Origin of the sequence: Eggerthella sp. AM16-19 (assembly GCF_003474385.1) — a bacterium.
Classification (GTDB): domain Bacteria; phylum Actinomycetota; class Coriobacteriia; order Coriobacteriales; family Eggerthellaceae; genus Senegalimassilia.
Genome location: NZ_QUCY01000001.1, coordinates 235,474 through 261,239 on the forward strand (window position 1 = coordinate 235,474; position 25,766 = coordinate 261,239).

Sequence of the window (25,766 nt, forward strand, 5' to 3'; positions counted from 1 at the left end):
AGAAACCGACAACGGGCGCGAACAGGGTCATGAAAATCACGTATTACGCGAGCAGGCTGCGTCCCGTCATCTCAGCGGGAGCGGAAAGCCCCATGGCATCAAGCAACGTAGGGGCGATATCGCAAAGCGCGCCTTCCATGTCGCCGAGCACCCGCCCGGTATCGGCACCGTCCACGAAGATGAACGGCACCTTCGCGGTGGTATGCGCCGTATGGGGCGTTCCATCGTCCGCGATCATCTTGTCGCAGTTGCCGTGATCGGCCGTTATGAAGACGAACCCGCCCTTGCGGCGGATGGCGTCAATGACCTTGCCGACGCCGGAATCCACCGCTTCGACGGCGGCGACGGCGGCGGGGATGACGCCCGTGTGGCCGACCATATCGGGATTTGCGAAGTTCACGATGTACACATCGGCCTCGTCGGCATCGATCGCCGCAGCCAACGTGTCCGCGACTTCAGGTTCGCTCATCTGAGGCTGCAGATCATACGTGGCGACCTTGGGGCTGGGGATGAGGCTTCGCTGCTCCCCCGCCTTGGGCTCCTCGCGCCCGCCGTTGAGGAAGAACGTGACGTGCGCATACTTCTCGGTTTCGGCGATATGGTATTGACGCAGGCCGGCGGCGGAAAGCACGTCGGCAAGCACGTTTTCCGGGAACGTCTTGGGGAACGCGATCGGCGCGGGGATGTCCGGGTCGTACTCGGTCAGGCACACGAACGAGACCTGGGGCCGACGAGCGCGATCGAACCCGTCAAAGCCATCATCGACGATGGCACGCGTGATCTCACGGGCGCGATCGGGGCGGAAGTTGAAGAAAACGACGGCATCCCCATCGACGACGCCGCGATCATCAAGCGCCACGGGCTCGACGAACTCATCGGTGACCTCGGCATCGTAGGACGCCTGCATAGCGGCGACGGGATCGGCCGAAGCGGCGAGCGGCGTTGCGCACACGACGGCCTCGTACGCCTTGGCGACACGGTCCCAACGCTTGTCGCGATCCATCGCGTAATAGCGGCCCGAGACGCTTGCCACGCGCACGGCGTCTTGGAACCCGTTCTCGGCGATGAAGTCCTGCAGCTGCTGCATGTAGCCCTTGCCGCTAGACGGCGGGACGTCGCGGCCGTCCATAAACGCATGCACGCGCACATCGCCGACGCCGCTTTCCACGGCATGCTTGATGAGCACATACAGGTGCTCGTTGCTGGAATGCACGCCGCCATCGGAGAGCAGGCCCATGAGATGCAGTGCGGCACCCGGCGCCTTTGCCGCCTCGATGGCATCGTTGATCACGGCGTTATCGCAGATGGAGCCGGTGCGGCAAGCCATGTTGATACGTGAGAGCTCCTGATGCACCACGCGGCCGGCGCCGATGTTGAGATGCCCCACCTCGGAGTTGCCCATCTGGCCCTCAGGAAGGCCCACGGCCTCTCCCGAGGCTTCAAGCTTGGTGTGCGAGCAGGTTTCGAACAGCTGATCGAGCACCGGCGTGGATGCCAGCGACACGGCATTGCCCGGACCCGCAGGCGCCAAACCCAAGCCGTCCATGATGATCAGGCATGCCGGAAGGGAAAGCTTCCCGCAGACGTTTTCCGACGCGCTCATTACAGGCACGCTTTCACCAGCTGAACGAACTGGTCGGCCTTCAGGCTAGCGCCGCCGACCAGACCGCCATCGATATCGGGCTGCGCGAGAAGCTGCTCGACGTTGCCGACGTTCATGGAACCGCCATACAGGATGCGCATCTCATCGGCGGTCTCGGCGCCGAACATGTCGGCGAGCGTGGCGCGGATGGCGGCGCACATGTCCTGCGCCTGCTCGGGCGTGGCCGTGCGGCCCGTGCCGATGGCCCAGATGGGCTCATATGCCACCACGCACTTGCCGGCCTCCTCGGGCTCCAAGCCCGCGAACGCGGCGCGCACCTGGGCGCAGACGAACTCCTCGGCGCCGCCCTCGTCGCGTACGGACAGCGATTCGCCGACGCATGCCACAGCATAAAGGCCGCCATCGAGCAGAGCGCGGACCTTGCGGTTGACGTCCTCGTTGGTTTCGCCGAAGTAGCCGCGACGCTCGGAGTGGCCGACGATGGAGCACGTGCAATGGACATCCTTGAGCATGGGAACCGATACCTCGCCCGTGAAGGCGCCCTTCGGCTCCCAGTACACGTTCTGCGCGCCGATCTGAATGGGCTGATGGTCGAACTCGAACACCGTGTTGACCGGCTTCAGATCGATGGACGGCGGGCACACGAGCACGTCCACGGAGTCGGTCCAGTGCTTGTCGAAGTTATTGGAGATGGTTTGCGCCAACACCACGGCCTCGGCATAGGTGTTGTTCATCTTCCAGTTTCCTGCCATAAGCGGTTTGCGGGCCATGAGGCACGCTCCTTTCAAAACGATAAGGGGGACGCATGCGCCCCCCTTTGGATTACCTTAGCGCTTCAGAGCCTCCACGCCGGGAAGGGCCTCGCCCTGCACCAGCTCCATGCTGGCACCGCCGCCCGTGGAGATGAACGTCATGCGGTCGGCAAGGTCGAACTTGTTGACCGCTGCCACGGAGTCACCACCGCCGATGATCGTGTCGCCCTGCTGGTTTTCGGCCACGGCCTCGGCAACGGCCTTCGTGCCTGCCGCGAACGCCTCCATCTCGAACACGCCCATGGGCCCGTTCCAGAACACGGTGGCAGCCTGCGAGATGGCCTGAGCATACAGCTTGGCGGTTTCAGGACCGACATCGAGGCCCATCATATCGGCGGGGATATCGTCGACGGAGACGGTCTTGGTGTTCGCGTCCTCGGCGAACTTATCGGCGCATACGACGTCGACGGGAAGCAGCAGCTTCACGCCGCGCTCTTCGGCCTTGCGCAGCATGGCAGCCGCGCGCTCGACCCAATCCTCCTCTTTGAGCGAGGTGCCCACCTGCTTGCCCTGCGCCAGCAGGAACGTGAAGCACATGCCGCCGCCGATGATGAGGGTGTCGCACTTGTCCATGAGGGCGTCAATGACCTTGATCTTATCGGAGACCTTAGAACCGCCCAGGATGGCGACGAAGGGACGACGGGGCTCATCGAGCATGCCGGTGAGGGTTGCGACCTCGTTTTGCATGAGGTAACCGGCATAGGCGGGCAGAAGCGCAGCGACGCCGGCAGTGGAGGCATGGGCGCGATGCGCCGTGCCGAAGGCGTCGTTGACGTATGCTTCGCCGAGCTTGGCGAGCTCCTGGCAGAATTCGGGATCGTTTTTCTTCTCGCGCTTGTCGAAGCGGAGGTTCTCCAACACGAGCACCTGACCATCCTGAAGGGCCGCGGCCTTGGCCTGGGCGTCGGGGCCGACGGTGTCGGAAGCGAACGCAACAGGGCGGCCGAGCAGCTCGGAGAGGCGCAAAGCGGCCGGGCGAAGCGTAAACTTCTCCTCGAAGCCCTCGCCCGACGGACGGCCGAGATGACTCATGAGGATGACGCGGGCACCTTCGTCGATGAGCTTTTCGATAGTGGGCAGCGCAGCGCGGATGCGGGTATCGTCGGAGCAGACGCCGTCTGCCACGGGAACGTTGAAGTCGACACGGACGAGCACGCGCTTGCCGCGCGCGTCGAGCTGGTCGACGGTGGCGATATCAGCCATGATGACTTCCTTTCGAATCACCGCGGGTGCGGCGATGGCCAGCTAAAAGGCCCTGGTCCCGATTGCGCCTTGCAAAGCAGCCGAGCGTGCTTCGGGCACGTACGGCGCAGCACGCAAGGGGCAAGGTTCGGTTCCAGGGCCCTTCATAGCGTTAAGCGGTTAAGCCGATTACAGCAGGATCTTCACAAGGTCCTTCACGCGGTTGGAATAACCCCACTCGTTGTCGTACCAGGACACGACCTTGACCATGTTGGACTTGCCGCCCATGACCATGGTGAGCTTGCTGTCGAAGATGGAGGAATGGTTGTTGCCCACGATGTCGATGGACACGATGGGATCCTCGGTGTACTCGAGCACGCCGGCCAGCTCGCCTTCGGCGGCTTCCTTCATAGCGGCGTTGATCTCCTCGATGGTGACCTCGCGCTCAAGCTCGACCGTCAGGTCGACCATGGAGCCATCGGGCGTGGGAACGCGCGTGGCGAAGCCGTCGAGCTTGCCTGCCAGCTCGGGGAGGACCAAGGACACGGCGCGAGCGGCGCCCGTGGTGGTCGGGATCATGGACATGGCTGCGGCGCGGGCGCGGCGCAGGTCCTTATGCGGCAGGTCCAAGATCTTCTGATCGTTGGTGTAGGAATGGATGGTGTTCATGTAGCCGCGCTTGATGCCGAACTTCTCAAGCAGCACCTTGGCGACGGGGGCCAGGCAGTTGGTGGTGCAGGAGGCGTTGGAGATGATGTTGTGCTGATCCTTGTCGTACTGCTCGTCGTTGACGCCCATGACGACGGTGATGTCCTCGCCCTTGGCCGGGCAGGTGATGACGACCTTCTTGGCGCCGGCCTTGATGTGCTTGCTGGCAAGCTCGCCGGTCTTGAAGATGCCGGTGGACTCGACGACGACGTCGACGCCCAGCTCGCCCCAAGGCAGGTTCTCGGGATCGCGCTCGCACAGGACCTTCACGGCATGGCCGTCGGCCACGAAGCCATCCTCGGTGACCTCGACCGTATCGAAGGCGCGGCCGTGGACCGAGTCATACTTCAGCAGGTGAGCCATCGTCGGGATGTCGCCGAGGTCGTTGACGGCCACGACCTGGATCTCCGGGTCCTTGACCATGGCGCGGTACGCCAGACGTCCGATGCGGCCGAAACCGTTGATGCCTACTTTGATTGCCATTGCGTATCTCCTTTTCATTCAGATACTCAAGTTATGGGCCATACGAAATGCTAGTGTAGCGGAAAGTCAAACGCTTGCGGCGCGAATTTGGCAGACGGTCGACAAGCGCAGACCAACGCGTCCCGCCTAACGACAGGACGCCGGTTACTATCGGTTACCGATTCTGATTCTCCAGCTCAGCGGCCAATTGCTCGATACGGCGCACGCGATGGTACACCGCCGATTTCGACAGCGGAGGGTTGGCGAGCTCGCCGAGCTCCTTGAGCGTCGCCTCTGGATGACGCACGCGCAGCTTGATGAAGTCCTGCAACGCCGGAGGGAGGTTCTCCATGCCGTGCGCCTCCACCACCTGCCTGATGGCTCGAATCTGGTCGATCGCCGCACGCGAGGTTTTAGCCTGGTTGGCGATTTCCGCATTGGTCTGACGGTTCACGTCGTTTCGAACGCTTTTTATGACGCGTGCGTTTTCCATGGCAAGCGCGCTTTGATGAGCGCCCGCAAGCGCCAGGAACTCAAGAATGGCGCTGCCGCTTTTCAAATACACCATATAGGAATTGCGTCGCTGCATGATGCGTGCCTTGATGTTCTTGCGAGCCAGAAGATCCACAAGGCCATCGGCCAGCTCCTCGGTTTCGACGATCACCTCGAAATGGAAATCGCCGCGAGGGTCGGATACGAATCCGCTGCCCAGGAAGGCGCCACGCAGATATGCGGCCGCACAGCAATCCTTGGCTACCAACTGCTCGGATACGCCGAGCACCAGACCGCCTTCAGGAGACAGCACACCCATATCCACCAAAGCCGCAGCAAGCTGAGGCTGGGCGGGAACCTCGATCAGGTAGTTCGGCGTTTTATGCAAGACGCTTCGCCGAACCGTCAGGTTGGTTTTCAGCCGATACAGCTCATGCAGCAGCTTGATGACCAAACGCGCCACCGACGGGGCATCGGTGGCGATCTCCACGCGATAGCGGTTCTTGCCCGACACGAACAGCGTGCCCTCGATGCGCACAAGCGCAGCCAAAACGGCCTTATCGCAATGACTGCACGTTGCCGGCACGCGCGAAAGCTCGTCTTTTACCTCTGCCGTGAACGACATAAGCGCAACACCCCCGTGAACGCCTCGCGCAGCAACAACGGGTCATGCCAGGTGGGACGCTGCGGATCGACCAAGTTGCGCACAAGCACGACAGGGCCCTTGCTTTGAATGGAGCGCAAATCCGGGTAGTCTATGCGCACGGGGCGCACGCGCCTTCCCGCCTCCTCGCCCGGAGCGACCGTGAATCGGCTATCGCCGACGTTAACCCCCGTGACCGCACGGAAGGTGCCCGTCTCGGAAGCGTCGGGGCGAACGGGAAACGGACTGTGCACGAGCACGTAATCAAGCAGCCCGCGCATGCCGTGCGCGAGCAACGCCTCGACATGCTCGCGCGCCGTAAGGCCCCATGTCTCGCCCTGCATGTCCGCCAAGGAGCAGACGAACAGGGTTGCCCCCTTCGATTGACGGATGGCATCCACCACGCCCGGGACCAGCAGGTTCGGGATGATGGACGTGAACAAGCTCCCCGGCCCGAGCACGATCAGGTCGGCATTGCGGATGGCATCGAGCGCCGGCCGGTATGCCTGGATCTTGCCCTGACCGCGCAACTGCACGTGTGCAAGCGCCGTACGCGAATGACAGGCAACCGCCTGGCCCTCGATATAGCGCCCATCGCGCGTGCGCGCGACCAACGACACGCGATCGAGCGTTGAAGGGTACACATGTCCACGCGCGTTGAGCAAGCGCTCGCAGATCTGAACGGCTTGCGGAAACTCGCCCGTGGCGTCCTCGAGCGCGGAAAGCATGAGATTGCCCAGCGTATGATTGTCGGCAAACGGGAACCGGTATTTGAATGCGCGCGTAAGCGGGTCCTCGGGGTCGGCCGCCATAGCGCATATGCACTTGCGGATATCGCCCGGAGGAGTGACGCCTGCCCGTTCGCGCAGGATGCCCGTCGACCCGCCATCATCGGCCATAGCGACCACGGCGGAGGTTTCCACGCCCATGGAAAGGAGCGTGCGAATGGAAACGGGCGCACCCGTCCCGCCGCCGATGACCACGGCTTTCAAGCTGCTGGTCTCCGGCACTACGGGATTTGCCGCATACAGCGGCGCGAACGCCTCGGTCATGGACGGGTCATGGGGGAAATGACCGCCCTCCATATGGCTTTCGTGTAGCATCTCGCTCATCCTATCGGCCTTCGACCGGCTTCGCAGAAGCGTTGATGAGCTGTCCATCGACGCCTTCGGCAAGTTTCAGGTCGCGATGCGCGACGCTGACGCGATAACCCTTCTGCTTGAGATATTCCCCCGTGGACTCGGCAAGGGCCACGCTTCGATGTTGACCGCCGGTGCACCCGACGGCGATGGCGAGCTGCTGCTTGCCCTCCGCCACGTACCCAGGCATGACGCAATCGAGCAGCGCACGCCAGCACTTCTGGAACTCCTCGGTTTCAGATCGGCACAGCACGTAATCTCGCACAGGCTTGTCAAGGCCGGTGAGGGGACGCAGCTCGGGATCGTAGTACGGATTGGGAAGGAATCGCACGTCCATGACCAGATCGGCATCCACGGGAGCGCCGTGTTTGAAGCCGAACGAGTACACCGTGACCTGCAAGCCCTGGCGCTCCTCGCCGGGAGCGAACAGCGCGCGGATGGTGCTGCGCAGCTGAGCGGGCATCATATCGGTGGTGTTGATGACGTGGTGCGCCTGCTTGCGCACATCGTAGAGCATCTCGCGCTCGCGCTCGATCCCGTTTGCGATGGAGCTGCCGTCGGTGCATAGGGGATGGCGGCGACGGCTTGATTTGTAGCGTGCGATGAGTTTCTCATCATCGGCATCCAAGAACAGCACCCGATAATCGACGCCGGCGCTTTTGAGCTTTGAGAGCTCCTCCATCAAGCTTTTGAAGAAGCCGCCGCTGCGCGCGTCGCACACCACGGCGATGCGTCGATGGTTATCGGGTTGGCCGGGCATGCCGGTTAAGGCCAGCAGATTCCCGATAAGGGCGCTGGGCAGGTTGTCCACGCAAAAATATCCAAGATCCTCGAACGCATGCATGGCCTCGGTGCGCCCCGCACCGCTCATGCCGCTCACGATAACCAGCTCGGGCATGTTCTCAAGCTCGCTTGCAACCTCGGTCATGTCACGAATCTCCTTCCCCGCCGACGACCATTTCATTTCTTGCCTGCTCATTATACTGCTGCAGCACCGTATACAGCTCGTTGGCGACTTGGACGGGCACCACCTTGGCATCAAGGATGTCTTGCAGGCTTGCAGCCTTGAGCCGTTTGAAGCTCTTGAAGTGTTTGAGAAGCGCCTTCTTGCGCACCGGACCTAAGCCTTCGACCTCGTCCAAGATGCTTGCCGTCATGCCCTTGCCGCGCAATTGGCGATGGAATTCGATAGCGAAGCGGTGCGCCTCGTCTCGAACCTGCTTGACCAGATACAAGCTGGCGCTACCGCCCGGCAGCACCACCGGACCCGTATCCTGCCACGGCACGAACAGCTCCTCATCGCGTTTAGCCAGGCCGCACAAGGCGATATCATGGATCCCCATGCTGTCGAACTGCTGCATGACGGCATTGAGCTGCGGTAGGCCGCCGTCCAAGATGATAAGATCGGGCTTTTTGCCGAACCGTTCATCGGCCATGCGCTCGGCGCAATACCTGCGGCTCATAACCTCCTGCATGGACAGGAAATCGTTCGCCTCGTCAAGCTGGGCTTTGATCTTGAAACGTCGGTACTGCCCCTTGTCGGGCCTTCCGTTGGTGAACACCACCATGGACGCGACGGTATAAGTGCCATGGTTGGTGGAAATGTCGAAGCATTCGATGCGCATCGGCGGCGCATCGAGCGCCAAGGCGCTCTCCAGCTGCAGCAAAGCATCGTTAATGCGCTTATCCTCGTAATTCGTGCGCACTTTGTAACGCATGAGCGTGTGCTTGGCGTTCTGCTCGGCCATGGAGACCAGATCTGCTTTCTCGCCGCGTTCCGGGACCGAGATGCGCACCTTGGCGCCATGCGCGCTAGCAAGCTTGCCGGTAAGCCACTGCTCCATGGCCTCGGCATCCTCGGGCATGACGCGCACGACCACCTCGTGCGGGATGGATGTGGTGGCATCATAGTAGCGCAGCAGGAACATGTGCAGCAGATCTTGGTCGGGAACATCGTTTCCGCGGTTGAGCACGAACTCGTTGCTGTTGATGATACGACCCTCGCGCACCATGAGCACGTGCACGCCGGCGATGGTCTCCTCGCGGAAAAACCCGATGACATCGGCATCAAGATTGCGAGAGCTTACCGCATGTTGTTTGTCGCATAGCCCGTTTATCGTATCGATTCGAGCCTTGATACGACCCGCCCTCTCGAAATCAAGCTCAGCCGCAGCCTCTTGCATTTCCTGCGAAAGCTCCTCCACAAACTCCCGATGGTTGCCCGAGAGGAAGCGCTCGATACGGCTGACGTTGGCGGCATACTGCTCAGGCGTGACGCGGCCGCAGCACGCCCCGGGCCCCAAGCCCACATGCGCATCGAAGCAAGGACGGACATCGGTGGCCAAGCACGCGAGCGGATCCTTTTCCAGTTTGCGCTTCAGCGAACGCCAATCAGCGCAGCTCGACGAGCACAACGGCACCACACGGCGCGCAATGTCGACCATGCGGCGAGCAGCTCGACTGTCGGTATAGGGGCCGAAATAGCGCGTGTCGGCGCGATGCTTCTCACGCGTATATTTGATTGCAGGGAACACATCGCCCTTCGTGATGGCGATGAACGGGTAGGACTTATCGTCTTTGAAATCGGCGTTGAACCAAGGGGCATGCTGGTTGATGAGGTTCTTCTCAAGCACCAAGGACTCGTGCTCGTTGCCGACCACGATGTATTCGAACGTGCAGATCTGTTCGACGAGCAGCGGGATCTTCGCGCGCTCATCTTGGAAGTTGACATATTGACGCATGCGCGCACGAAGCTGTTTAGCCTTGCCGACGTAGATGACCTGCCCGTGCTTGTCTTTCCATAAATACACGCCGGGTAGCGTCGGCACCGCATCAAGCTCACGCTTGATGCGCGCAAGCTTCTGCTCGAACGTCTCCCCTTCCGGGACGCGAACGCCTTCATCCCCGGCGATACCCTGCGCCTTTCCCGAACCGCCTTCGGTGAAACCCGAGGTTCGGCTATATCGTTGGAATTCCTCCGGCTTGCTCACACTACCTCCAGCTTGACGCGAAACGAAATGCAACGCGGCGTGTCCAAATCGTCGAATGCGATGATATAGGCCCGCTTCTGCTCGTCGATGCCCTGCACCACGCCCTGTCCGAACGCTTTATGGGCAACGCGCGTGCCCGGTTCGATGGACGCCTGCCCGGCCATATCGGAGATCCAGCGATCAGTCGCCTGATAAGCGCTACGGGCGTCATCGAGCTGGGAGTCAGCGAGCCTATTTGAAAACTCCAAGGCCGCAGGGTCGATATCGAGGAGGAACCGCGAAGGATACCGCGGCGCTCCCTGATGGCCGAAACCCTCGGCCTCGGTAAGGTACAGCCCATCCTTGGCGCGCGTGAACGCCACGAACGCGAGGCGGCGCTCCTCCTCCATGGCCTCAACCGTACGCGTTTTGCGCGACGGCAGCACGCCTTCGGACAGCGAGCAAACGAAGACGTGGTTGAATTCCAGGCCCTTGGCAGCATGGATGGTCATAAGACGCACATTATCCTTCGACGCATCCGCGATATCGGCATTGGAGAGCAAGGCTACGTGGTGCAGATAGTGGTCAATGGTAACCTCCTCGCCGCATGTTGCCTCGAACTCGTATACCGATTGCTTCAGCTCGGCAAGGTTATCGAGCCGCTCCTGGCTTCCCTCGGTGCGCAACATCTGCTCGTAGCCGCTTTCGTCGAGCAGCGCCGAAAGCACCTCCGACACCGGGCGGCCCTCAACGGACCTGCGAAAACCATGCACAAGCGCTATAAGCTGCTTCGCCTTCGTGCGTTTGAAGATATCATCCTCGCATGTTGCCTCAAGAGCCTGCAGCATGGTGCATCCGTGCTCGTCGCAATACTGCTGCAGATACGCCATGCGACGTTGGCCGAGATTGCGCTTGGGCACGTTAGCCACGCGCAAAAATGCCAAGTCATCCCCTACCGCGATAAGGCGCAGGTAGCACAGCGCATCCTTGATCTCGCTTCTGCCGAAAAAAGGCACACCGCTGAACAGCGAATATGGAATATCCGCATCGAGAAACGCCTCCTCGACCGAACGCGATGCGTAATGCGCGCGATACAGCACCGCCATATCGCGATAAGCAATCCCCTTGCTATGCAATGCAGCCACGCCTTCGGCGATCCACGCCGCTTCGGCCTGGGGCGATACGGCATGATGCCAGACCGTCGGACCGAACGAGCGCCGCGCGGCGACAAGGTCCTTTGGGATACGCATATGGTTTTTCGCGATAAGCGAGTTCGCCACCGCAAGCACCTGAGGCACCGACCGATGGTTCTCAAGCATCATGATGGTGCGCGCGCCGGGGAAGCGCTTATCGAAGTCAAGCAGCAGGTTCACGTCCGCGCCACGCCACGTGTAGATAGTTTGGTCGGGGTCGCCGACCACGAACAGGTTCTTGTGATACCCCTGTAGCACCTCCATAAGCCGGTATTGCAACGCATCGATATCCTGGAACTCGTCGATCATGATGTATTCCAATCGCTGCTGCCATTTGAGACAGATTTCAGGGAACCGCTCGAACACGTAGAGCGTGAATACGATCAGGTCGTTGTAATCGAGCCCAAAGCACTTCCGCTCCTGGTAAAGATACCCATAGAAGATGATGTCGCGCACGTTATCAGCCTGCAGATACCTGTCATGCAACTCGGCGATAGACCATTCGAGCATGTCCAGATAATAGCTGGGATGCTCCTTGAGCTTCTGCATCTCGATCATGTCGCGCGCATTCGAAAACGTCATATCGCGCAACGTAAGGCCTCGTTCTTCATAGATGGTCTGCAACATGGCATCGATGTCGGCGTTGTCGAGCACCAGAAAGCTTTTCGGATACCGTACGGCATGGGAATCTTCCTGAAGAACCGAAACGCAAAAGCCATGGAACGTGTTGATGTAACCAGTGTCATGATCGCCGGTAAGACGACGGATACGCCCGCGCATCTCGCTGGCAGCCTTGTTCGTGAACGTGACGCACAAGATGTTGCCGGGCAAAATGCCCAGCTCGTTGACCAAGTATGCGAACCGCTGCGTCAGCGCGGCCGTTTTCCCCGTACCGGCACCCGCGATGACGCGTACGTAGCCTTCCGTTGCCGTGACGGCCTGCTGTTGGGCCGCATTGAGCTGCGGCTCTTCATCGATCCTGCCCATTGCACGATATGTCGTCATAGAATCCATAACGAGGAGTATATCAAACAGGGAACGCCTGTTCTATATCGATATGATATATTTCGAACAATTGTTCTCAGGTCCTACTTTGAGCTCTGAGCTTTCATACGCTTGATCAGCACGAATGCGCAGTACAGCAAGGCGAGAAACGCGATGAAGGCCCCCACGAAACCCACATCGGCAATGGTGTCGAACGTGCACACTCCGCCGCCGATGAAGCTCCCCGTGCCGATGCCGAGGTTGAAGATACCGGAGAAGATGGCCATCGCGACCGTCTGCTCGCCATCGCTTGCGAACTCGATGATCTCGGCCTGATAGACGATAGAGTACCCCGAACCGGCGATGCCCCACAGCATGCAGACGGCGAACACGCCGACGATGCCGAGGGCGGCAGGCCGCAGGAGCAGCAGTGCCAACGCCACACCCGCGACGACCCACACAGCGAAGGCCCAGCGATGGCCGCGATAAAACCGTGAGCATATCGCGCTTCCGACGAGCCCTGCGATGCCGAAGGCCACCAACGCCATGGTGACGACTTGCTCGTCCATACCGCCAACCTGCAGCAAGAACGGCTCGATATAGCTATAACCCGTGTAGTACCCCATGGCGTACAAAGCAGTCACGATGAAGATGCCCATGAGCACCTTGTTCCGCAAAATGCTGGGAAGCTGCTTGAGCGTGAAGGGCTTGCTGGCCGGGATCTTCGGGAACACCACCGCCAAGTACGCCAGCACCAGCGCGCTTACCGCGCATACGCAGCCGAAGGTCTGGCGCCAGCCCAACCAAAGCCCCACCATACGACCAAGCGGCAACCCAACAACCATGGCAAGCGCCGAGCCGGTGACCACGGCGCTAACGGCCATAGGCGCGTGCCTCTCGTCGACGACTTTCACCGCCACGGGAGCTGCAATGGCCCAGAACACCGAATGGGCGCAGGCGACCACCAAACGCGCTGCCATGAGCAAACCATAGCTGGGCGCCAGGGCCGAAAGCGCCTGCCCGGCACAGAACACGCCGATGACCAAGAGCATAAGCGGTCGAAACGCCAAACGGGAACCCAATATCATAAGGGGAAGCGACAGCAGCATGACCGCCCAGGCGTACACCGAGATGATCAGCCCCGTCACGCCCTCGCTCGTCCCGAACGAGGCGCCGATGCCGGTCAGGAGGCCGACGGGCATGAACTCAGAAGTATTGAATATGAACGCGGAAACGGTGATGCCGATCAGGGGCAACCATTCCCGCAGCGTAAGCTTGCTATCCACAAACCTTGTCATGAAACCGAGCGCTTCCTTCCCTTTTCCCTTTGCGCGGATATGGGATTGTAGCCCCATGGAGAGCTACAGCGGATGCGGAAGCTGGCCTTCAGATAACCCTCATGAACCGCCCATCGCGCGCACATCTGGATAACGCGAAAGCAGGAACCGACGCATCATGAGGAAAGCCGCCCGCGCCGGGCAAACGCCCGTCCGCCGCAGGTCTCCGCCCATTGTTTCGGCTTCGTTAATATACCGTTTCGAGGGAATTCCGAAACCTATAATGCAACCCGTTAACACAACATTTCATCCGCTAGGAGGTTCACGCAATGACTTACGCTGAGCGCATCATCGAGCAGGTCAAGGCGAAAAACGCCGAGCAGCCCGAGTTCATCCAGGCAGCCACCGAGATTCTGGGCACCCTGCAGCCGGCACTCGACGCCCATCCGGAGTTCGAGGAGGCGGCCCTGCTTGAGCGCATCATCGAACCCGAGCGCATCATCCAGTTCCGCGTCCCGTGGGTCGACGACTCCGGCAAGGTACAGGTCAACCGCGGCTTCCGCGTGGAATACAACTCCGCCATCGGCCCCTACAAGGGCGGCCTGCGCTTTAACCCCACCGTTACGCTCGGCATGCTGAAGTTCCTGGGCTTCGAGCAGATCTTCAAGAACGCCCTGACCACCCTTCCCATGGGCGGCGGCAAGGGCGGCTCCGACTTCGACCCGAAGGGCAAGTCCAACAACGAGATCATGCGCTTCTGCCAGTCCTTCATCGACGAGCTGTACCGCCACATCGGCCCGAACACCGACGTGCCGGCAGGCGACCTGGGCGTCGGCGGCCGTGAGGTCGGCTACATGTTCGGCCAGTACAAGCGCCTGCGCAACGAGTGGACCGGCGTGCTCACCGGCAAGGGCCTGTCCTTCGGCGGCTCGCTTGCCCGCACCGAGGCCACCGGCTACGGCCTGGTGTACTTCGTCGACGAGTACCTGAAGTCCAATGGCGACTCCTTCGAGGGCAAGAACGTCGTCGTGCACGGTTCCGGCAACGTTGCCATCTACGCCGTCCAGAAGGTTTCCCAGCTTGGCGGCAAGGTTCTGGCCTGCTCCGACACCAAGGGTTGGGTCGAGGACCCCGACGGCATCGACTACCAGGTGCTCGAGCATGTCTACAACAAGAAGCGTTCCGGCCATGACAAGGGTGTTTCCCTGGCCATGTACGTTGACGAGCGCCCGAACGCCACCTGGCACGAGGGCGACGGCCGCGGCGTGTGGCAGCTTCCCTGCGACATCGCCCTGCCCTGCGCACGTGAGAACACGCTGCACCTCGATGACGCCACGGCGCTGGTGGCCAACGGCTGCAAGGTGGTCGGCGAGGGCGCGAACATGCCCACCACGCTCGATGCCACCGAGTACCTGCAGGAAAACGGCGTGGCCTTTATGCCCGGCAAGGCTGCCAACGCCGGCGGCGTGCTGGTCTCCGGCCTGGAAATGAGCCAGAACGCCGAGCACCTGAGCTGGACCTTCGAAGAGGTCGATGGCAAGCTTGAGCAGCTCATGCGCGGCATGTTCCACAACGTGGACGACACCGCCAAGAAGTACGGCCATGAGGGCAACTTCGTCATGGGCGCCAACATCGTCGGCTTCCTGAAGGTCGCCGACGCCATGATGACCCAGGGCATCGTGTAAGGGTCACAACCCATATCACCGCAAAAAAAAGAAGCGACCCGATCGGGTCGCTTCTTTTTTTGGTTTTCACGAAGAGAAGGATGCGCGAACCGGGATGAAAGCGCCGTGAAGGCAATTCCGCAAATCACGCGAACGCGGCAACGAACACCCTACCGGATTCAGCGCACTATGGCTCGAAAGGGATAGTCGAACAGCGATAGCCGCTCGACCGCAGTCCCTCCCTGCAGGTATGCAACACCGAGCCGAAGTTACCCCGCCTATAAGGCATGCATCATCTCGGCGAACGCTACAAGTTCTCGCGCACCCAATCGATGTTGGCCTGCACGGCGGCGATGAGCTCAGAGATATCGTCGAAAGCGCGCATCGGGCGGAGCCACTTCATGAACTCGACTTTCATGTACTGGCCGTAGATATCACCGTCGAAGTCGAGGATATGGACCTCGCAGGTTGCCGTGGCGCGATCGGCGAAGGTTGCCGCAACGCCCACGTTCACCGCGGCCTTATAGCGCTTGCCATCAACGTGCGCATATGCCCCGTACACGCCATCGGAAAGCGGGCGCATCTGATCGGGAACCTCGAGATTCGCAGTACGGATGCCCATATCGGCACCCTCTCCGCGACCGGGGCGCACGATGCCCGTCATGAAATACGGGCGCCCGAGCAGATGATTCGCCTCGTCGAGCTTCCCGTCTGCCAAAAGCAAACGGATGCGCGTGGCGGTGATGGGGGCGCCGTCCTCGCTTTTCAGGTCATGCGCATGCACCTGCATGCCGTGACCATCGGCCCACGTGCGCAGCTCCGGCACCGCGCCGGCGGCTTTCGCGCCGAAATGGAAATCGAAACCCACGTGCAGATGTGCGGGAACACCGGTACCGAACGTGCGAACCAGGAATTCCTCGGGCGAGCTGGCCGCGAACTCGCGCGTGAACGGAAGGGCGACCACCGCATCGACGCCGGTTTGCGCGAGCATCTCCAAGCGCTCCTCGTTCGACATGAGCTTGCGAAGACGCTGGGCATGGAACATCTCGTCAGGATCGATGTCGAACGTGAGCGCGATGGACTTCCCGCCGTTTTCGCGCGCGGTATCCTGCGCGCACGACAAGAGGAACCGATGGCCCCGATGCACGCCATCGAACACGCCGAACGCGCACGAGGCGCCTTGGAAAAACCCGCGATCGAACGTTTCGTCGGCTTTAAAGATCTGCGCCACGAAGCACCCCCGTTTGGAACACGCAGCATGCCTTGAAAATTGCACGCTTGCTGTCGTACTGATACAAGGCCACAACCTTGTTTTGACTGATGACCGCGATTACCTCGCCCTCTTGCGGGGCTTGTGCGCTTTCACGCACGCCGGCGGTGCAAGCGCACATCTCGGCCTGCGCCGTGGTACGCCTGCGCTCGAACAGCTGGCAATCGGCCGCACGGAGCGCATTGCCGTTGCCCACGGCCTGGGCGGCTGCGCCCTCCACGTAAGCGAAGCGGACGCCCAGCAACCGCACCGGGTCCAAGGCGGCACGCAGCTTGAGCTCCTCAAGCGCCTCAAGAGGCACACACTCATCAAGCGTAAGGCCGCCGACCTCCAGACGCCTGAGCGCAGCCAGATGAGCCGGACACCCGATTTTGTGGCCCAGATCACGCGCCAATGCGCGGATATAGGTGCCCTTCGAAACGCGGAATTCGACATCCCACTCGGGAAGCTGCTCCCCCACGCCCGGACGAACGGCGATGAGCTTCGCCGAGTACACCTCGATGTCGCGCGGGGAAAGCTCGATGATATGGCCTTCGCGCGCAGCCTCGTAGGACTTCTTCCCGTTCACCTTGATGGCGGAATATGCCGGCGGCATCTGCTTCTGCGGCCCGAGCATCTGCTCGACGGCCTGCTCCGCAAAGCCACGGTCACCGGCTTCCACCGGCGCTTCACCGGTACGCGTGACCGTACCCTCGCAATCGTCGGTATCGGTTCCCACGCCGAACGCGATGGTTGCCCGATACGCTTTGTCGTGCCCGGTAAGATAAGCGCCCAACCTAGTGGCGGGGCCGATGCAGATGGGTAGCACGCCGCTTGCCAGCGGATCGAGCGTGCCCGTATGGCCGACGCGCTTCTCGCCGAAGATGCGACGGCAGCGATTGACCACGTCATGGGACGTCATGCCGCTGGGCTTGTCGACGCCGACTACCAGCGACAGCCCCGATTCTCCTCGCTTCACCTGGCGCACACCGCCTCTTGCAGCGCGGCACGCACCTGATCGACGGCTTCCTGCATGCTGCCATGCATGGTGAAGCCTGCCGCGGCAACGTGCCCGCCGCCGCCGAAGCCGCGAGCGATGGCGGACACATCGGTATCGTCTTTCGCGCGAAGGCTGCCTCGGATGCAGTCCTCGTGCTGGCGAAGCATGCAGGCGACGTTGACGCCGGCGATGGAACGCAGCGCGTTTATGACCGGCTCGGCATCCGATTTCACGGCTTTGAAACGGGCGAAATCCGCAAGCGTAAGGTAGCTGATGGCGAACCCTTCCCGCTCATGGAACTCCGCGCGCGAGACCGCCTGGGCTTCAAGCTGCATGGAGGCAAGCGTGCGGTTCTGGAATACCGCTCGCGAAATGGATGCCGGATCGGCGCCCTCCTCGACCATCTGGGATGCGAGCCGCATGCAGCGGGCATCGGTGTTCTGATACTGGAAGCGACCGGTATCGGTGACCAGGCCTGTGTAGCAGCACGTGACCAGATCGCCGGAACGCGAGACGCCGAGCATCCCCGAAAGCTCCCAGATGAGCAAGGTGGTGGAAGCAGCATCGGGGTCTACGTAGGCCAGTTCGCACATACGCTCGTCGACCGCATGGTGGTCGATGGTAAACGAGGCCTGCGCGCGATCGAGGAGGCTGCACGCCGCCTGGCCGATGCGCTCGCGCGTGGGGACGTCCACGCCGACGAAGGCGCCGACAGGGCCATCATACACGCACGCCGGCACCATATCGGCGGCACCCGGCAGCAGATGCAACAGGTTCTCCTCGATGGGCTCGTCCTTGACCAGCACGCAGGTCACGCGCTTGCCGAGCTGGCGCAACGCGGCGGCAAGGCCGAGCTGGGAGCCCAGGCAGTCGCCATCGGGGCTAACGTGGCCGCAGATGACGAAGTCATCGAGCGGACGCAAGGCATCGGCAAGCTGTTCGAGCGTGCAGTTCGTTTGAGGGGTTACGGTCATAGCGGCAATCCCCCCGCTATTCCTGATCGGTTTCTTCAGCTGCTTCGATGGCCTCGCGCTCGGCGGTGATGGCGGCCGATTCGCGATTGCGCTCGGCGTCGCGCTCGAGGGCGGATGCGATGCGCTCGGCCTCATCCACGGATTTATCCAGGATAAAGCGAAGCGCAGGCGCCACACGCCAGGAAAGCTGACGCGCCATGAGCGAGCGGATGCGGCCCGAGGCCTTCTCGAAGGCTTCGGCGACTTCCTCGTACTCGCCGCGATCGGCGGTGTAGAAAACGTCGCAGACGCTGCGGTCGTAGCTGACCTCGCAGCCCGTGATGGTGACCAGCGACAGGCGCGGGTCGGAGATCTCGAAGAGCAGGATGGACGCGATGACCTCGCGCGCCTGCTGATTGACTTTACGGTTGGTGGAACCTTGCTTCATAGATACAGCTCCTCTGAAGGGTCAGGTTTGGATACATGAAGTATAGGGCACCTCGAAGGTAGCGAGAAGGGCCCCGGCCTCGAATCCGCTCCGCCACCGCAAGACCCGTGCATACGGGAACGTACCTTGCGGCGCTGGGAGCCGGATCGAATGCCGGAGCCCTTTCAAATGCCGAGCCCGCCGCCCATGCGGGCGGCTAACGTTGATTACTCGGTGCGCTCGACTTCCTTGATGGTGTAGCCCTCAATGGTGTCGCCGACCTTGAGGTCCTGGTAACCGGCAATGCCGATGCCGCACTCATAACCCTGCTTGACGGCCTTCACGTCGTCCTTGAAGCGCTTCAAGGATGCAAGCTCGCCCTCGAAGATGACGGTGCCTTCGCGCACGAGGCGGATCTTGTCGTCGCGGTGCAGCTCGCCGTCGGTGATGTAGCAACCGGCGATGGTGCCAACCTTCGGGACCTTGAAGGTCTCGCGAACCTCGGCGGTACCGGTGTCCTCCTCGACGATCTCGGGCTTGAGCAGACCCACGCGGGCCGCATTGATGTCCTCGATCGCCTGGTAGATGACGCGGTACAGGCGGATATCGACCTTCTCCTTCTCGGCCTGCTGCTTGGACTTGCCGGTCGGGCGCACGTTGAAGCCGATGATGATGGCGTCGGAGGCTGCAGCCAGCGTGACGTCGGTCTCGGTGATGCCGCCGACCGCGGAGTGCACGATGTTGATCTTGACCTCGGACTGGTCCATCTTGTTGAACGCGTCGCGCAGCGCCTCGATGGAGCCCTGCACGTCGGCCTTCACGATAAGGTTCAGGTCGGTCTGCTTGCCCTCCTCGATGCGGTTGAACAGGTCGTCCAGGTTCATGTGCGACTTGGTCTCCTGCTCGGCCAAGCGTGCACGCAGCGCGCGCTCCTCGGCCAGCTTGCGGGCATCGCGCTCGTCCTCGAACACGCGGAACTCGTCGCCGGCGACCGGGACGCTGTTCAGGCCCAGGATCTCGACCGGGTAGGAAGGCGCAGCGCCCTCGACATGCTGACCGCGCGGGTCGACCAGCGCACGGACGCGTCCGTAGGACGTGCCGGCGACGACGGTGTCGCCCGGATGCAGCGTGCCGCGCTGCACGAGCACGGTGGCCACAGGGCCGCGGCCCTTGTCGAGGTTGGCCTCGATGACGAAGCCGGAGGCCAGCGCATCGGGGTTAGCGCGAAGCTCGAGCACGTCGGCCTGCAGCAGGATGGTCTCGAGCAGGTCGTCGATGTGCAGCTTCTTCTTCGCCGAAACGTTGACGAACATGTTCTGTCCGCCCCAGTCCTCGGGGATGACGCCGTACTCGACGAGCTCCTGGCGCACGCGGTCGGGGTTGGCGCCGGGCTTGTCGATCTTGTTGACGGCCACCACGATCGGCACGTTTGCGGCCTTGGCGTGGTTGATGGCCTCGATGGTCTGCGGCATGACGCCGTCGTCGGAGGCGACGACCAGGACGATGACGTCGGTCACCTGGGCACCGCGGGCGCGCATGGCCGTGAAGGCCTCGTGACCGGGCGTGTCGATGAAGGTGATCTGGCGATCGCCGATGCGCACGACCGAGGCGCCGATGTGCTGCGTGATGCCGCCGGCCTCGCCCTCGGCGACGCCGGTGTGGCGGATGGCGTCGAGCAGCGACGTCTTGCCGTGGTCGACGTGACCCATGACGGTAACGACGGGCGGACGCGGCTTGAGGTCCTCGTCGCTATCGTGGTAGACGATGGCAAACTCCTCTTCGGGGGACACGACGCGAACCTTGCGGCCCATGTCGTCGGCGATGAGCTCGACGAGCTCGTCGGACATGGACTGCGTGAGCGTGAGCACCTGGCCGAGCATGAACAGGCGCTTGATGACGTCGTTGGGCTGCACGCCGAGAAGCTCGGCGAACTTGGCCACGGTGGAACCCTGCGGGATCTCGACGACGGAATCGTCGAGCACGAGGCTGGGATCGAGGCCGCGCTCGATGGCCTCCATCTCCATGCGCTCGCGGGCCTCGGCCTCGCGCTTCTGCTTGCGCTTCTTACGACGGCCCTCGCCCTCATGGGAGTTGGCGGCGGCGACGGCGGCACGCGCCTCGGCGAGCACCTTGTCGCGCTGCAGCTCCTCGGCCTTCACGGCCATCTGGGCGTAACGGTCCTCGCCCGATGCCTGCTGCTCGAGCTCGGGCACGTGCTGCTCGACGTGCATGCCCTTCTTGCCGTGCTTGCGGGCGCCACGCTGCTGCTTGTTGGCATCGGCGCCGCGGGCGGGCTGCTCGGCCTTCTGCTTCTCGATGCGCTGCTTCTCGGACTCGATCTGGGAGAGCAGGCTGTCGAAGCTGGACTTGCGGGCGCCGAGCACCGGCGCCTGGCGCTTGGGGGCCGCGGCTGCGGGCTTGTGGGCCGAGCCCTTGGAGTTGCGGTTGCGCAGGGCCTCTTCGACGGCCTGCTTCTTGGCGACTTCCTTGGCCATGGCGGCGGCGCGGGCACGAGCCTTGCGCTCGGCGGCCTCGCGGGCCACGCGCTCCTTCTCGGATTCGATCTGGCTTGCCAGGCTCTCGAAGGGATTGTTGGTCACCTTCTTTGCCTGCGGCTTGACGGCGGCGGGCTTGGCTGCAAAGCCGCCCTCCTCGGCGCGCTTGGCGCGCTCGGCCTCGCGGGCCGCGCGCTCCTGCTCGACGGCCTCGCGACGGGCACGCTCGGCTTCGGCCTGCTGGCGCTTGGCCTCGGCGCGCTCCTCGGCGAGCTGCTTGGCCTCCTCGGCCGGAAGCTCGCCTGCGCGCTCCTTGATCTCAGGGGACAGGTTCTGGCGAACCTTCTCCACATCGGACTCAGCCAGCATGCTGGCATGGCTTTTCGCGGTGATCTTCATTTCGTGGAGCTTATCGAGCATGTCCTTGCTGGACATGTTGAACTCCTTCGCCAACTCATGTACTCGCATGCTGGCCATATACCACTCCTCTACATTTCCCTCGCATCGCGCGCGTGCGCGGCGATATCGGCGGCGATCCGGTCGTAATCATCGCTGCCGAGCGTCGCCTTAAGCGCTCGGTCGAGCTTGTTCCTCTTGCACGCGGCTGCGAAGCAATCCGCGGAGCACACATAGGCGCCCCTACCCGGTGCGCGGCCGGTGGCATCGAACGCAACGGCCCCCTCAGGGGTGCGTACGATGCGCAACAGGCCCGTTTTGTCGGCCTGCGCGCCGCAGGCGATGCAGCTGCGTTGTCGTTTGCCCGTGTTGGTTGCCGTTGCCATATGTGACGCCTACTCCTCGTCCAGGCCGTCGTGGATGCCGCAGAAGCAGCTGTCGGGACGGGCATGGTTGCGGCAGCGGACGCCGTTTTCGTCAACGTAAGCGCACAGCTCCTCCTCGTCCTCGAGGTCATCCTCGTCGATGAGCATGTTCTCGGTCTTAGGAAGCGGGGCGCCGGTGAAGCTGGCGGACTTGATGTCGATGTGCCAACCGGTCAGGCGCGCGGCCAGGCGGGCGTTCTGGCCCTCCTTGCCGATGGCCAGCGACAGCTGGTCGTCGGGCACGATGACGGTTGCGTAGTTGTTCTCCTCGTCGACCAGGACGCGATCGACCTTGGCCGGGGAAAGGGCGTTTGCCACGTAGCGGGCCGGGTCCTCATCCCACTGGATGACGTCGACGCGCTCGTTGCGCAGCTCCTCGACGACCATGCGCACGCGGCTGCCCTTGGGGCCGACGCAGGCGCCCACGGGATCGAGGTTATGTTCGCGGGAGGTGACGGCGACCTTGGAGCGGGCGCCGGGCTCGCGGGCGATGGACTTGATCTCGACCAGGCCGTCGTAGATCTCGGGAACCTCGATCTCGAACAGGCGGCGGATAAGGTCGGGGTGCGTGCGGGACACGACGATGGCCGGGCGGGCCTGCTCGCCGCGCATGCGCGGGGCGTCCGAACCGGGATCGCGGACCTCGATGATGAGCACCTTCAGGCGCTGGTTGTGGCGATAGTGCTCGCCGGCAGGGCGCTCGTTGCGCTCGCCGGGATAGCGCTTCACGTCGTAATGCGGAAGCTCCGCCTCGACGCCGTCGCGGATCTTGATGATGGTGAAATCGGGCGTGCCCTGCAGCACGGTGCCGGTGACCAGGTCGCCGACGCGGCCGGCGAACTCCTCGTAGATGGACTGACGACCGGCCTCGCGAACGATGGAGCTGATGACGCTCTTGGCGTTCTGCGCAGCGATACGGCTGACGTCGGCTGGGGTGACGTCACGCTCCTCGAACTCGGAGTACTCGCCGGTCTCCTCGTCGGGATCGCCGACCGGGACCAGCTCGTAGACGTAGATCTTGCCCGTCTGGCGGTCGATGGTCACTCGAGCGTCCCACTCGAGGTCGAGGATATGCTGATAGCTTTTGGCCAGGGAGGCTTCCAAGCGGTCGATCAGATAGAGCTCGTCGATCTTGCGCTCATGGGCCAAGGCCTGCAAAGCCTCGATCAACTCAGAACTTGCCACGTTTTAGCTTCCTTTCTCCAAACAGCCCCGGCTAGGAGCTGAAATCCACGATGCCCTTCAGGTGGGCGCGTTTCATCTGATCGATCGGCAGGACGGCCTGCTGGCCGTCGACGTCCATGACGACGTTGCCGTCATGGGCCGAAACGATCGTGCCGGTGAAGTTGCTGCGCCCGTCGATGGGATGGGCGAGCTTCACGACGGCCTGCTGACCGGCGTAACGCGCGAAATGCTGCTCCGTGCGCAACGGGCGGTCGATGCCCGGCGAGGACACCTCCAGGGTGTAGGCTCCGGGGAACGGGTCGAGCGCATCCATGATGTCGTTGATCCATACCTGCGCTTTCGCCAGCTCATCGAAGCTCACGCCCTCGGGCGTGTCTATGAACACGCGAATAGTAGGCGCCTTTTTGGCGCCTACGACCTGCACGGTCACGATCTCAACGCCTTCGGACGCCGCACGGGGCTCCAGCGCGTCAAGCAGCTCGGTTTCCTTCTTGCTGAGCACGCTCATAAGCTCCTTTCTGTGCCCTAACATACAAAAAAGCGGGTAAAAACCCACTTTCCGTCTGCGAAAGTATGGTGCGCGCCGTCGCGCGCTTGCTGCAATGCAAAACTTTTATACCATACGGAAGATCGATTTACCAGCACCGGCGCCCTCAGACGCAAGTTCACCATAATCATGCAACCTTGCGAAACCAAGCGTATCGCGTCGTCTTCATATGCGGATACGACCCGGTTTTGGGCATTATGCGATTACTTTGATGTCGGCCATCGCAAGAGAACCGCTCACGCACCCTTCCGGCAACGCAAGTTCATCAGCTGGGATCGAAACGACATCCGAAACCTCTGCGCGAGCAAAGCCCGCGCAGAGGCATTGTTTGACGAAGGCGTCTATCGTCAATGCGCCGTTGAACACGGGCCGCATCAACGTACGGTCTCCTGATATCGCGTCATCACGCGCCTGCTCACCACGAAAAACGCCTTCGGCAACCCAAAGATAGCCCCCGGGTTTCAAGCAGCGATGAAACTCCGCAAGCGCAGCGGGCAAATCGAGCACATCCGCCAGGCCGCAGTTCGCATATACGACATCGAAGGATGCATCCGGCACGCCCGCTGCAGACAAGTTCTCAGGGAAAGCTTGCTCGAATCGAAGATATCGGCGCCATCCATGCCCGCTTCGGTGGTTTTCGCTAGCAGCTGCAATAGCCCGCTCGATAAACGACTTGTCAGGGTCGACCCCCAATACGAAGCCCGTGTCGCCAACGGCATCGCTCAATTTGAACGCGCCTTTGCCGCTTCGGCACAGCACGTCGAGCACGTAAAGACCGCAAAGCCGAGGCGGAAGCGACATCGAGCATTTTCCGGAAAGGCGGCCCATTCGCGGAAGGCCTTGATAATGGGCGCGCAATCGTTCGAGCATGGGTTCATCCATGGCAAACGCCTATTCCGGAATCTCTTCGTCCTCGAAGGTATCGTTGCCCTTGTACGTGTGGACGAACTGGATGAAGTCCTTCACCGCCCGAGAGTGGTTGTGCTTTTTGTTGTACACCATATGAATACGATAGAAACCCTCCGGCACCTCATCGATCGAGACGAACTTGATGTTCTTGAACAGACGAGCGCCCAGGGAGTCAAGCATGATCGCACCATAATCAGGCGAATTGAAGGATACGAACGAGCTCATGGACACATCGTCATCGTAGATTTGCTTGACATCCTCAAGCCCATTGTCGGTGAGCAGCTTATTGACCATCTCCCCGATCGGCGCACCTCGACGATAGGTCGACAGGTTCATCTTCGCGATTTCGGAAAAGCTGACATGGTCGCGTTTCGCAAGCGGGTGGTCCTCGCGCACGCACAGCTTCAAATTGCGATACGTTACCGGGAAGTACACCAGCTCGGGATCGCCTTCACGCCTACCGCAGAAGGCGACGTCGATAGTTCCTTTACGCAACTGGTCGAGCAGGTAATTCGTAAACCCTTGATAGGTTTTGGTAAGTACCGAGTTGTTGCAGACTGCGCAATAGTCCCTCATGAGAAGAGGCAAATAGTCATCTTGAACAGTGAAGGTGGTGCCAAGGCTTATCGAGCCCACGATGGAATGGCCCCGATCCTGCACGGCGGCAACACCGTCATCGATGGCACGCAACGCAAGGCACACATGCTCATAGAATATCTCACCCTGAGGCGTCAAGCTGACCGAACGACCGGAACGCTCGAACAGCGATACCTCCAATTCGTTTTCCAAAGAGGAAATGGCACCGGACAACGTAGGCTGCGTGATAAACAGTTCCTGAGCAGCACGCGTATAATGAAGAACTTCCGCCAATTTCTTGAAATAGTGAAGCTGCGATAGATTCATACCCCTGACCCTCCAAAAAGGTGAGAGACGAGCGTCGTTCAGAAAAAAGATTCGCTATTTTCCATTATAAAGCCCTTGATTTTTCAAATCAAATGCAACGTCTGACGGCGTAAAGTTGATGGGGGTTCAGATTCTCCTATCCAGGTTCG

At 61.7% G+C, this 25,766-nt stretch carries 21 protein-coding genes; 1 reads left to right on the plus strand and 20 read right to left on the minus strand.

The annotated features are described in order from the left end of the window. Window positions 1–43: 43 nt before the first annotated feature. The 10 genes from gpmI to DW178_RS01185 form a co-directional block, all read right to left on the minus strand. Window positions 44–1,603 carry a 2,3-bisphosphoglycerate-independent phosphoglycerate mutase gene (gene gpmI / locus DW178_RS01140; protein ID WP_118349289.1) on the minus strand — a complete coding sequence of 520 codons (1,560 nt, stop codon included), beginning with the start codon at window positions 1,601–1,603 and terminating at the stop codon, window positions 44–46. Then, window positions 1,603–2,373 carry a triose-phosphate isomerase gene (gene tpiA, locus DW178_RS01145; RefSeq protein WP_114621214.1) on the minus strand — a complete coding sequence of 257 codons (771 nt, stop codon included), beginning with the start codon at window positions 2,371–2,373 and terminating at the stop codon, window positions 1,603–1,605. Before tpiA ends, gpmI begins: the two co-directional genes overlap by 1 nt. A gap of 57 nt (window positions 2,374–2,430) precedes the next feature. Then, window positions 2,431–3,618: a phosphoglycerate kinase gene (locus tag DW178_RS01150; protein WP_118349290.1), complete on the minus strand. Its 1,188-nt coding sequence runs from the start codon at window positions 3,616–3,618 to the stop codon at window positions 2,431–2,433. Between the two features lie 168 nt (window positions 3,619–3,786). Continuing rightward, window positions 3,787–4,788 (minus strand): type I glyceraldehyde-3-phosphate dehydrogenase, encoded by a 1,002-nt coding sequence (gene gap, locus DW178_RS01155; RefSeq protein WP_118349291.1) that lies wholly within the window; start codon window positions 4,786–4,788, stop codon window positions 3,787–3,789. A 154-nt stretch (window positions 4,789–4,942) separates the two neighbouring features. After that, a complete protein-coding gene (whiA, locus tag DW178_RS01160) occupies window positions 4,943–5,884 on the minus strand; it encodes a DNA-binding protein WhiA (protein WP_118349292.1) in 942 nt (313 codons plus the stop codon). Continuing rightward, window positions 5,863–7,014, minus strand: coding sequence for a gluconeogenesis factor YvcK family protein (locus tag DW178_RS01165; protein WP_286168439.1), 1,152 nt, complete (start codon window positions 7,012–7,014; stop codon window positions 5,863–5,865). The genes whiA and DW178_RS01165 overlap by 22 nt, the downstream gene beginning before the upstream one ends. Before the next feature lies 1 nt (window position 7,015). Further along, window positions 7,016–7,969, minus strand: a complete 954-nt coding sequence (gene rapZ / locus DW178_RS01170; protein WP_114621217.1) for an RNase adapter RapZ — start codon at window positions 7,967–7,969, stop codon at window positions 7,016–7,018. A 1-nt stretch (window position 7,970) separates the two neighbouring features. After that, a complete protein-coding gene (gene uvrC, locus DW178_RS01175; protein WP_288579142.1) occupies window positions 7,971–9,890 on the minus strand; it encodes an excinuclease ABC subunit UvrC in 1,920 nt (639 codons plus the stop codon). Window positions 9,891–10,027: 137 nt separating this feature from the next. Further along, window positions 10,028–12,190 carry an ATP-dependent helicase gene (locus tag DW178_RS01180; protein ID WP_118349293.1) on the minus strand — a complete coding sequence of 721 codons (2,163 nt, stop codon included), beginning with the start codon at window positions 12,188–12,190 and terminating at the stop codon, window positions 10,028–10,030. 101 nt (window positions 12,191–12,291) lie between these two features. Further along, a complete protein-coding gene (locus DW178_RS01185; protein ID WP_118349294.1) occupies window positions 12,292–13,485 on the minus strand; it encodes an MFS transporter in 1,194 nt (397 codons plus the stop codon). 308 nt (window positions 13,486–13,793) lie between these two features. Here DW178_RS01185 and gdhA point away from each other — a divergent pair, with 308 nt between their 5' ends. Beyond that, complete coding sequence (gene gdhA, locus DW178_RS01190; RefSeq protein WP_118349295.1) at window positions 13,794–15,149, plus strand: NADP-specific glutamate dehydrogenase; 1,356 nt, start codon at window positions 13,794–13,796, stop codon at window positions 15,147–15,149. Window positions 15,150–15,435: 286 nt separating this feature from the next. Here the strand turns inward: gdhA and ribF are convergent, their stop codons facing one another. The 10 genes from ribF to DW178_RS01240 form a co-directional block, all read right to left on the minus strand. After that, window positions 15,436–16,359: a riboflavin biosynthesis protein RibF gene (ribF, locus tag DW178_RS01195; RefSeq protein ID WP_118349296.1), complete on the minus strand. Its 924-nt coding sequence runs from the start codon at window positions 16,357–16,359 to the stop codon at window positions 15,436–15,438. After that, window positions 16,343–17,365, minus strand: coding sequence for a tRNA pseudouridine(55) synthase TruB (gene truB, locus DW178_RS01200; RefSeq protein ID WP_118349297.1), 1,023 nt, complete (start codon window positions 17,363–17,365; stop codon window positions 16,343–16,345). Before truB ends, ribF begins: the two co-directional genes overlap by 17 nt. Next, a complete protein-coding gene (locus tag DW178_RS01205; RefSeq protein ID WP_118349298.1) occupies window positions 17,353–18,351 on the minus strand; it encodes a DHH family phosphoesterase in 999 nt (332 codons plus the stop codon). The genes truB and DW178_RS01205 overlap by 13 nt, the downstream gene beginning before the upstream one ends. A 16-nt stretch (window positions 18,352–18,367) precedes the next feature. Continuing rightward, window positions 18,368–18,778, minus strand: coding sequence for a 30S ribosome-binding factor RbfA (gene rbfA, locus DW178_RS01210; RefSeq protein WP_118349299.1), 411 nt, complete (start codon window positions 18,776–18,778; stop codon window positions 18,368–18,370). A 206-nt stretch (window positions 18,779–18,984) separates the two neighbouring features. Continuing rightward, window positions 18,985–21,729 carry a translation initiation factor IF-2 gene (infB, locus tag DW178_RS01215; protein WP_118349300.1) on the minus strand — a complete coding sequence of 915 codons (2,745 nt, stop codon included), beginning with the start codon at window positions 21,727–21,729 and terminating at the stop codon, window positions 18,985–18,987. A gap of 11 nt (window positions 21,730–21,740) precedes the next feature. Continuing rightward, window positions 21,741–22,034, minus strand: coding sequence for an RNase P modulator RnpM (gene rnpM / locus DW178_RS01220; RefSeq protein ID WP_118349301.1), 294 nt, complete (start codon window positions 22,032–22,034; stop codon window positions 21,741–21,743). 9 nt (window positions 22,035–22,043) lie between these two features. Beyond that, window positions 22,044–23,258, minus strand: coding sequence for a transcription termination factor NusA (nusA, locus tag DW178_RS01225; protein ID WP_118349302.1), 1,215 nt, complete (start codon window positions 23,256–23,258; stop codon window positions 22,044–22,046). A gap of 31 nt (window positions 23,259–23,289) precedes the next feature. Further along, window positions 23,290–23,760: a ribosome maturation factor RimP gene (gene rimP / locus DW178_RS01230; RefSeq protein ID WP_118349324.1), complete on the minus strand. Its 471-nt coding sequence runs from the start codon at window positions 23,758–23,760 to the stop codon at window positions 23,290–23,292. A 240-nt stretch (window positions 23,761–24,000) separates the two neighbouring features. Further along, window positions 24,001–24,687, minus strand: coding sequence for a methyltransferase domain-containing protein (locus tag DW178_RS01235; protein WP_118349303.1), 687 nt, complete (start codon window positions 24,685–24,687; stop codon window positions 24,001–24,003). A gap of 9 nt (window positions 24,688–24,696) precedes the next feature. Then, window positions 24,697–25,617, minus strand: a complete 921-nt coding sequence (locus DW178_RS01240; RefSeq protein ID WP_118349304.1) for a LysR family transcriptional regulator — start codon at window positions 25,615–25,617, stop codon at window positions 24,697–24,699. Window positions 25,618–25,766: the final 149 nt, after the last annotated feature.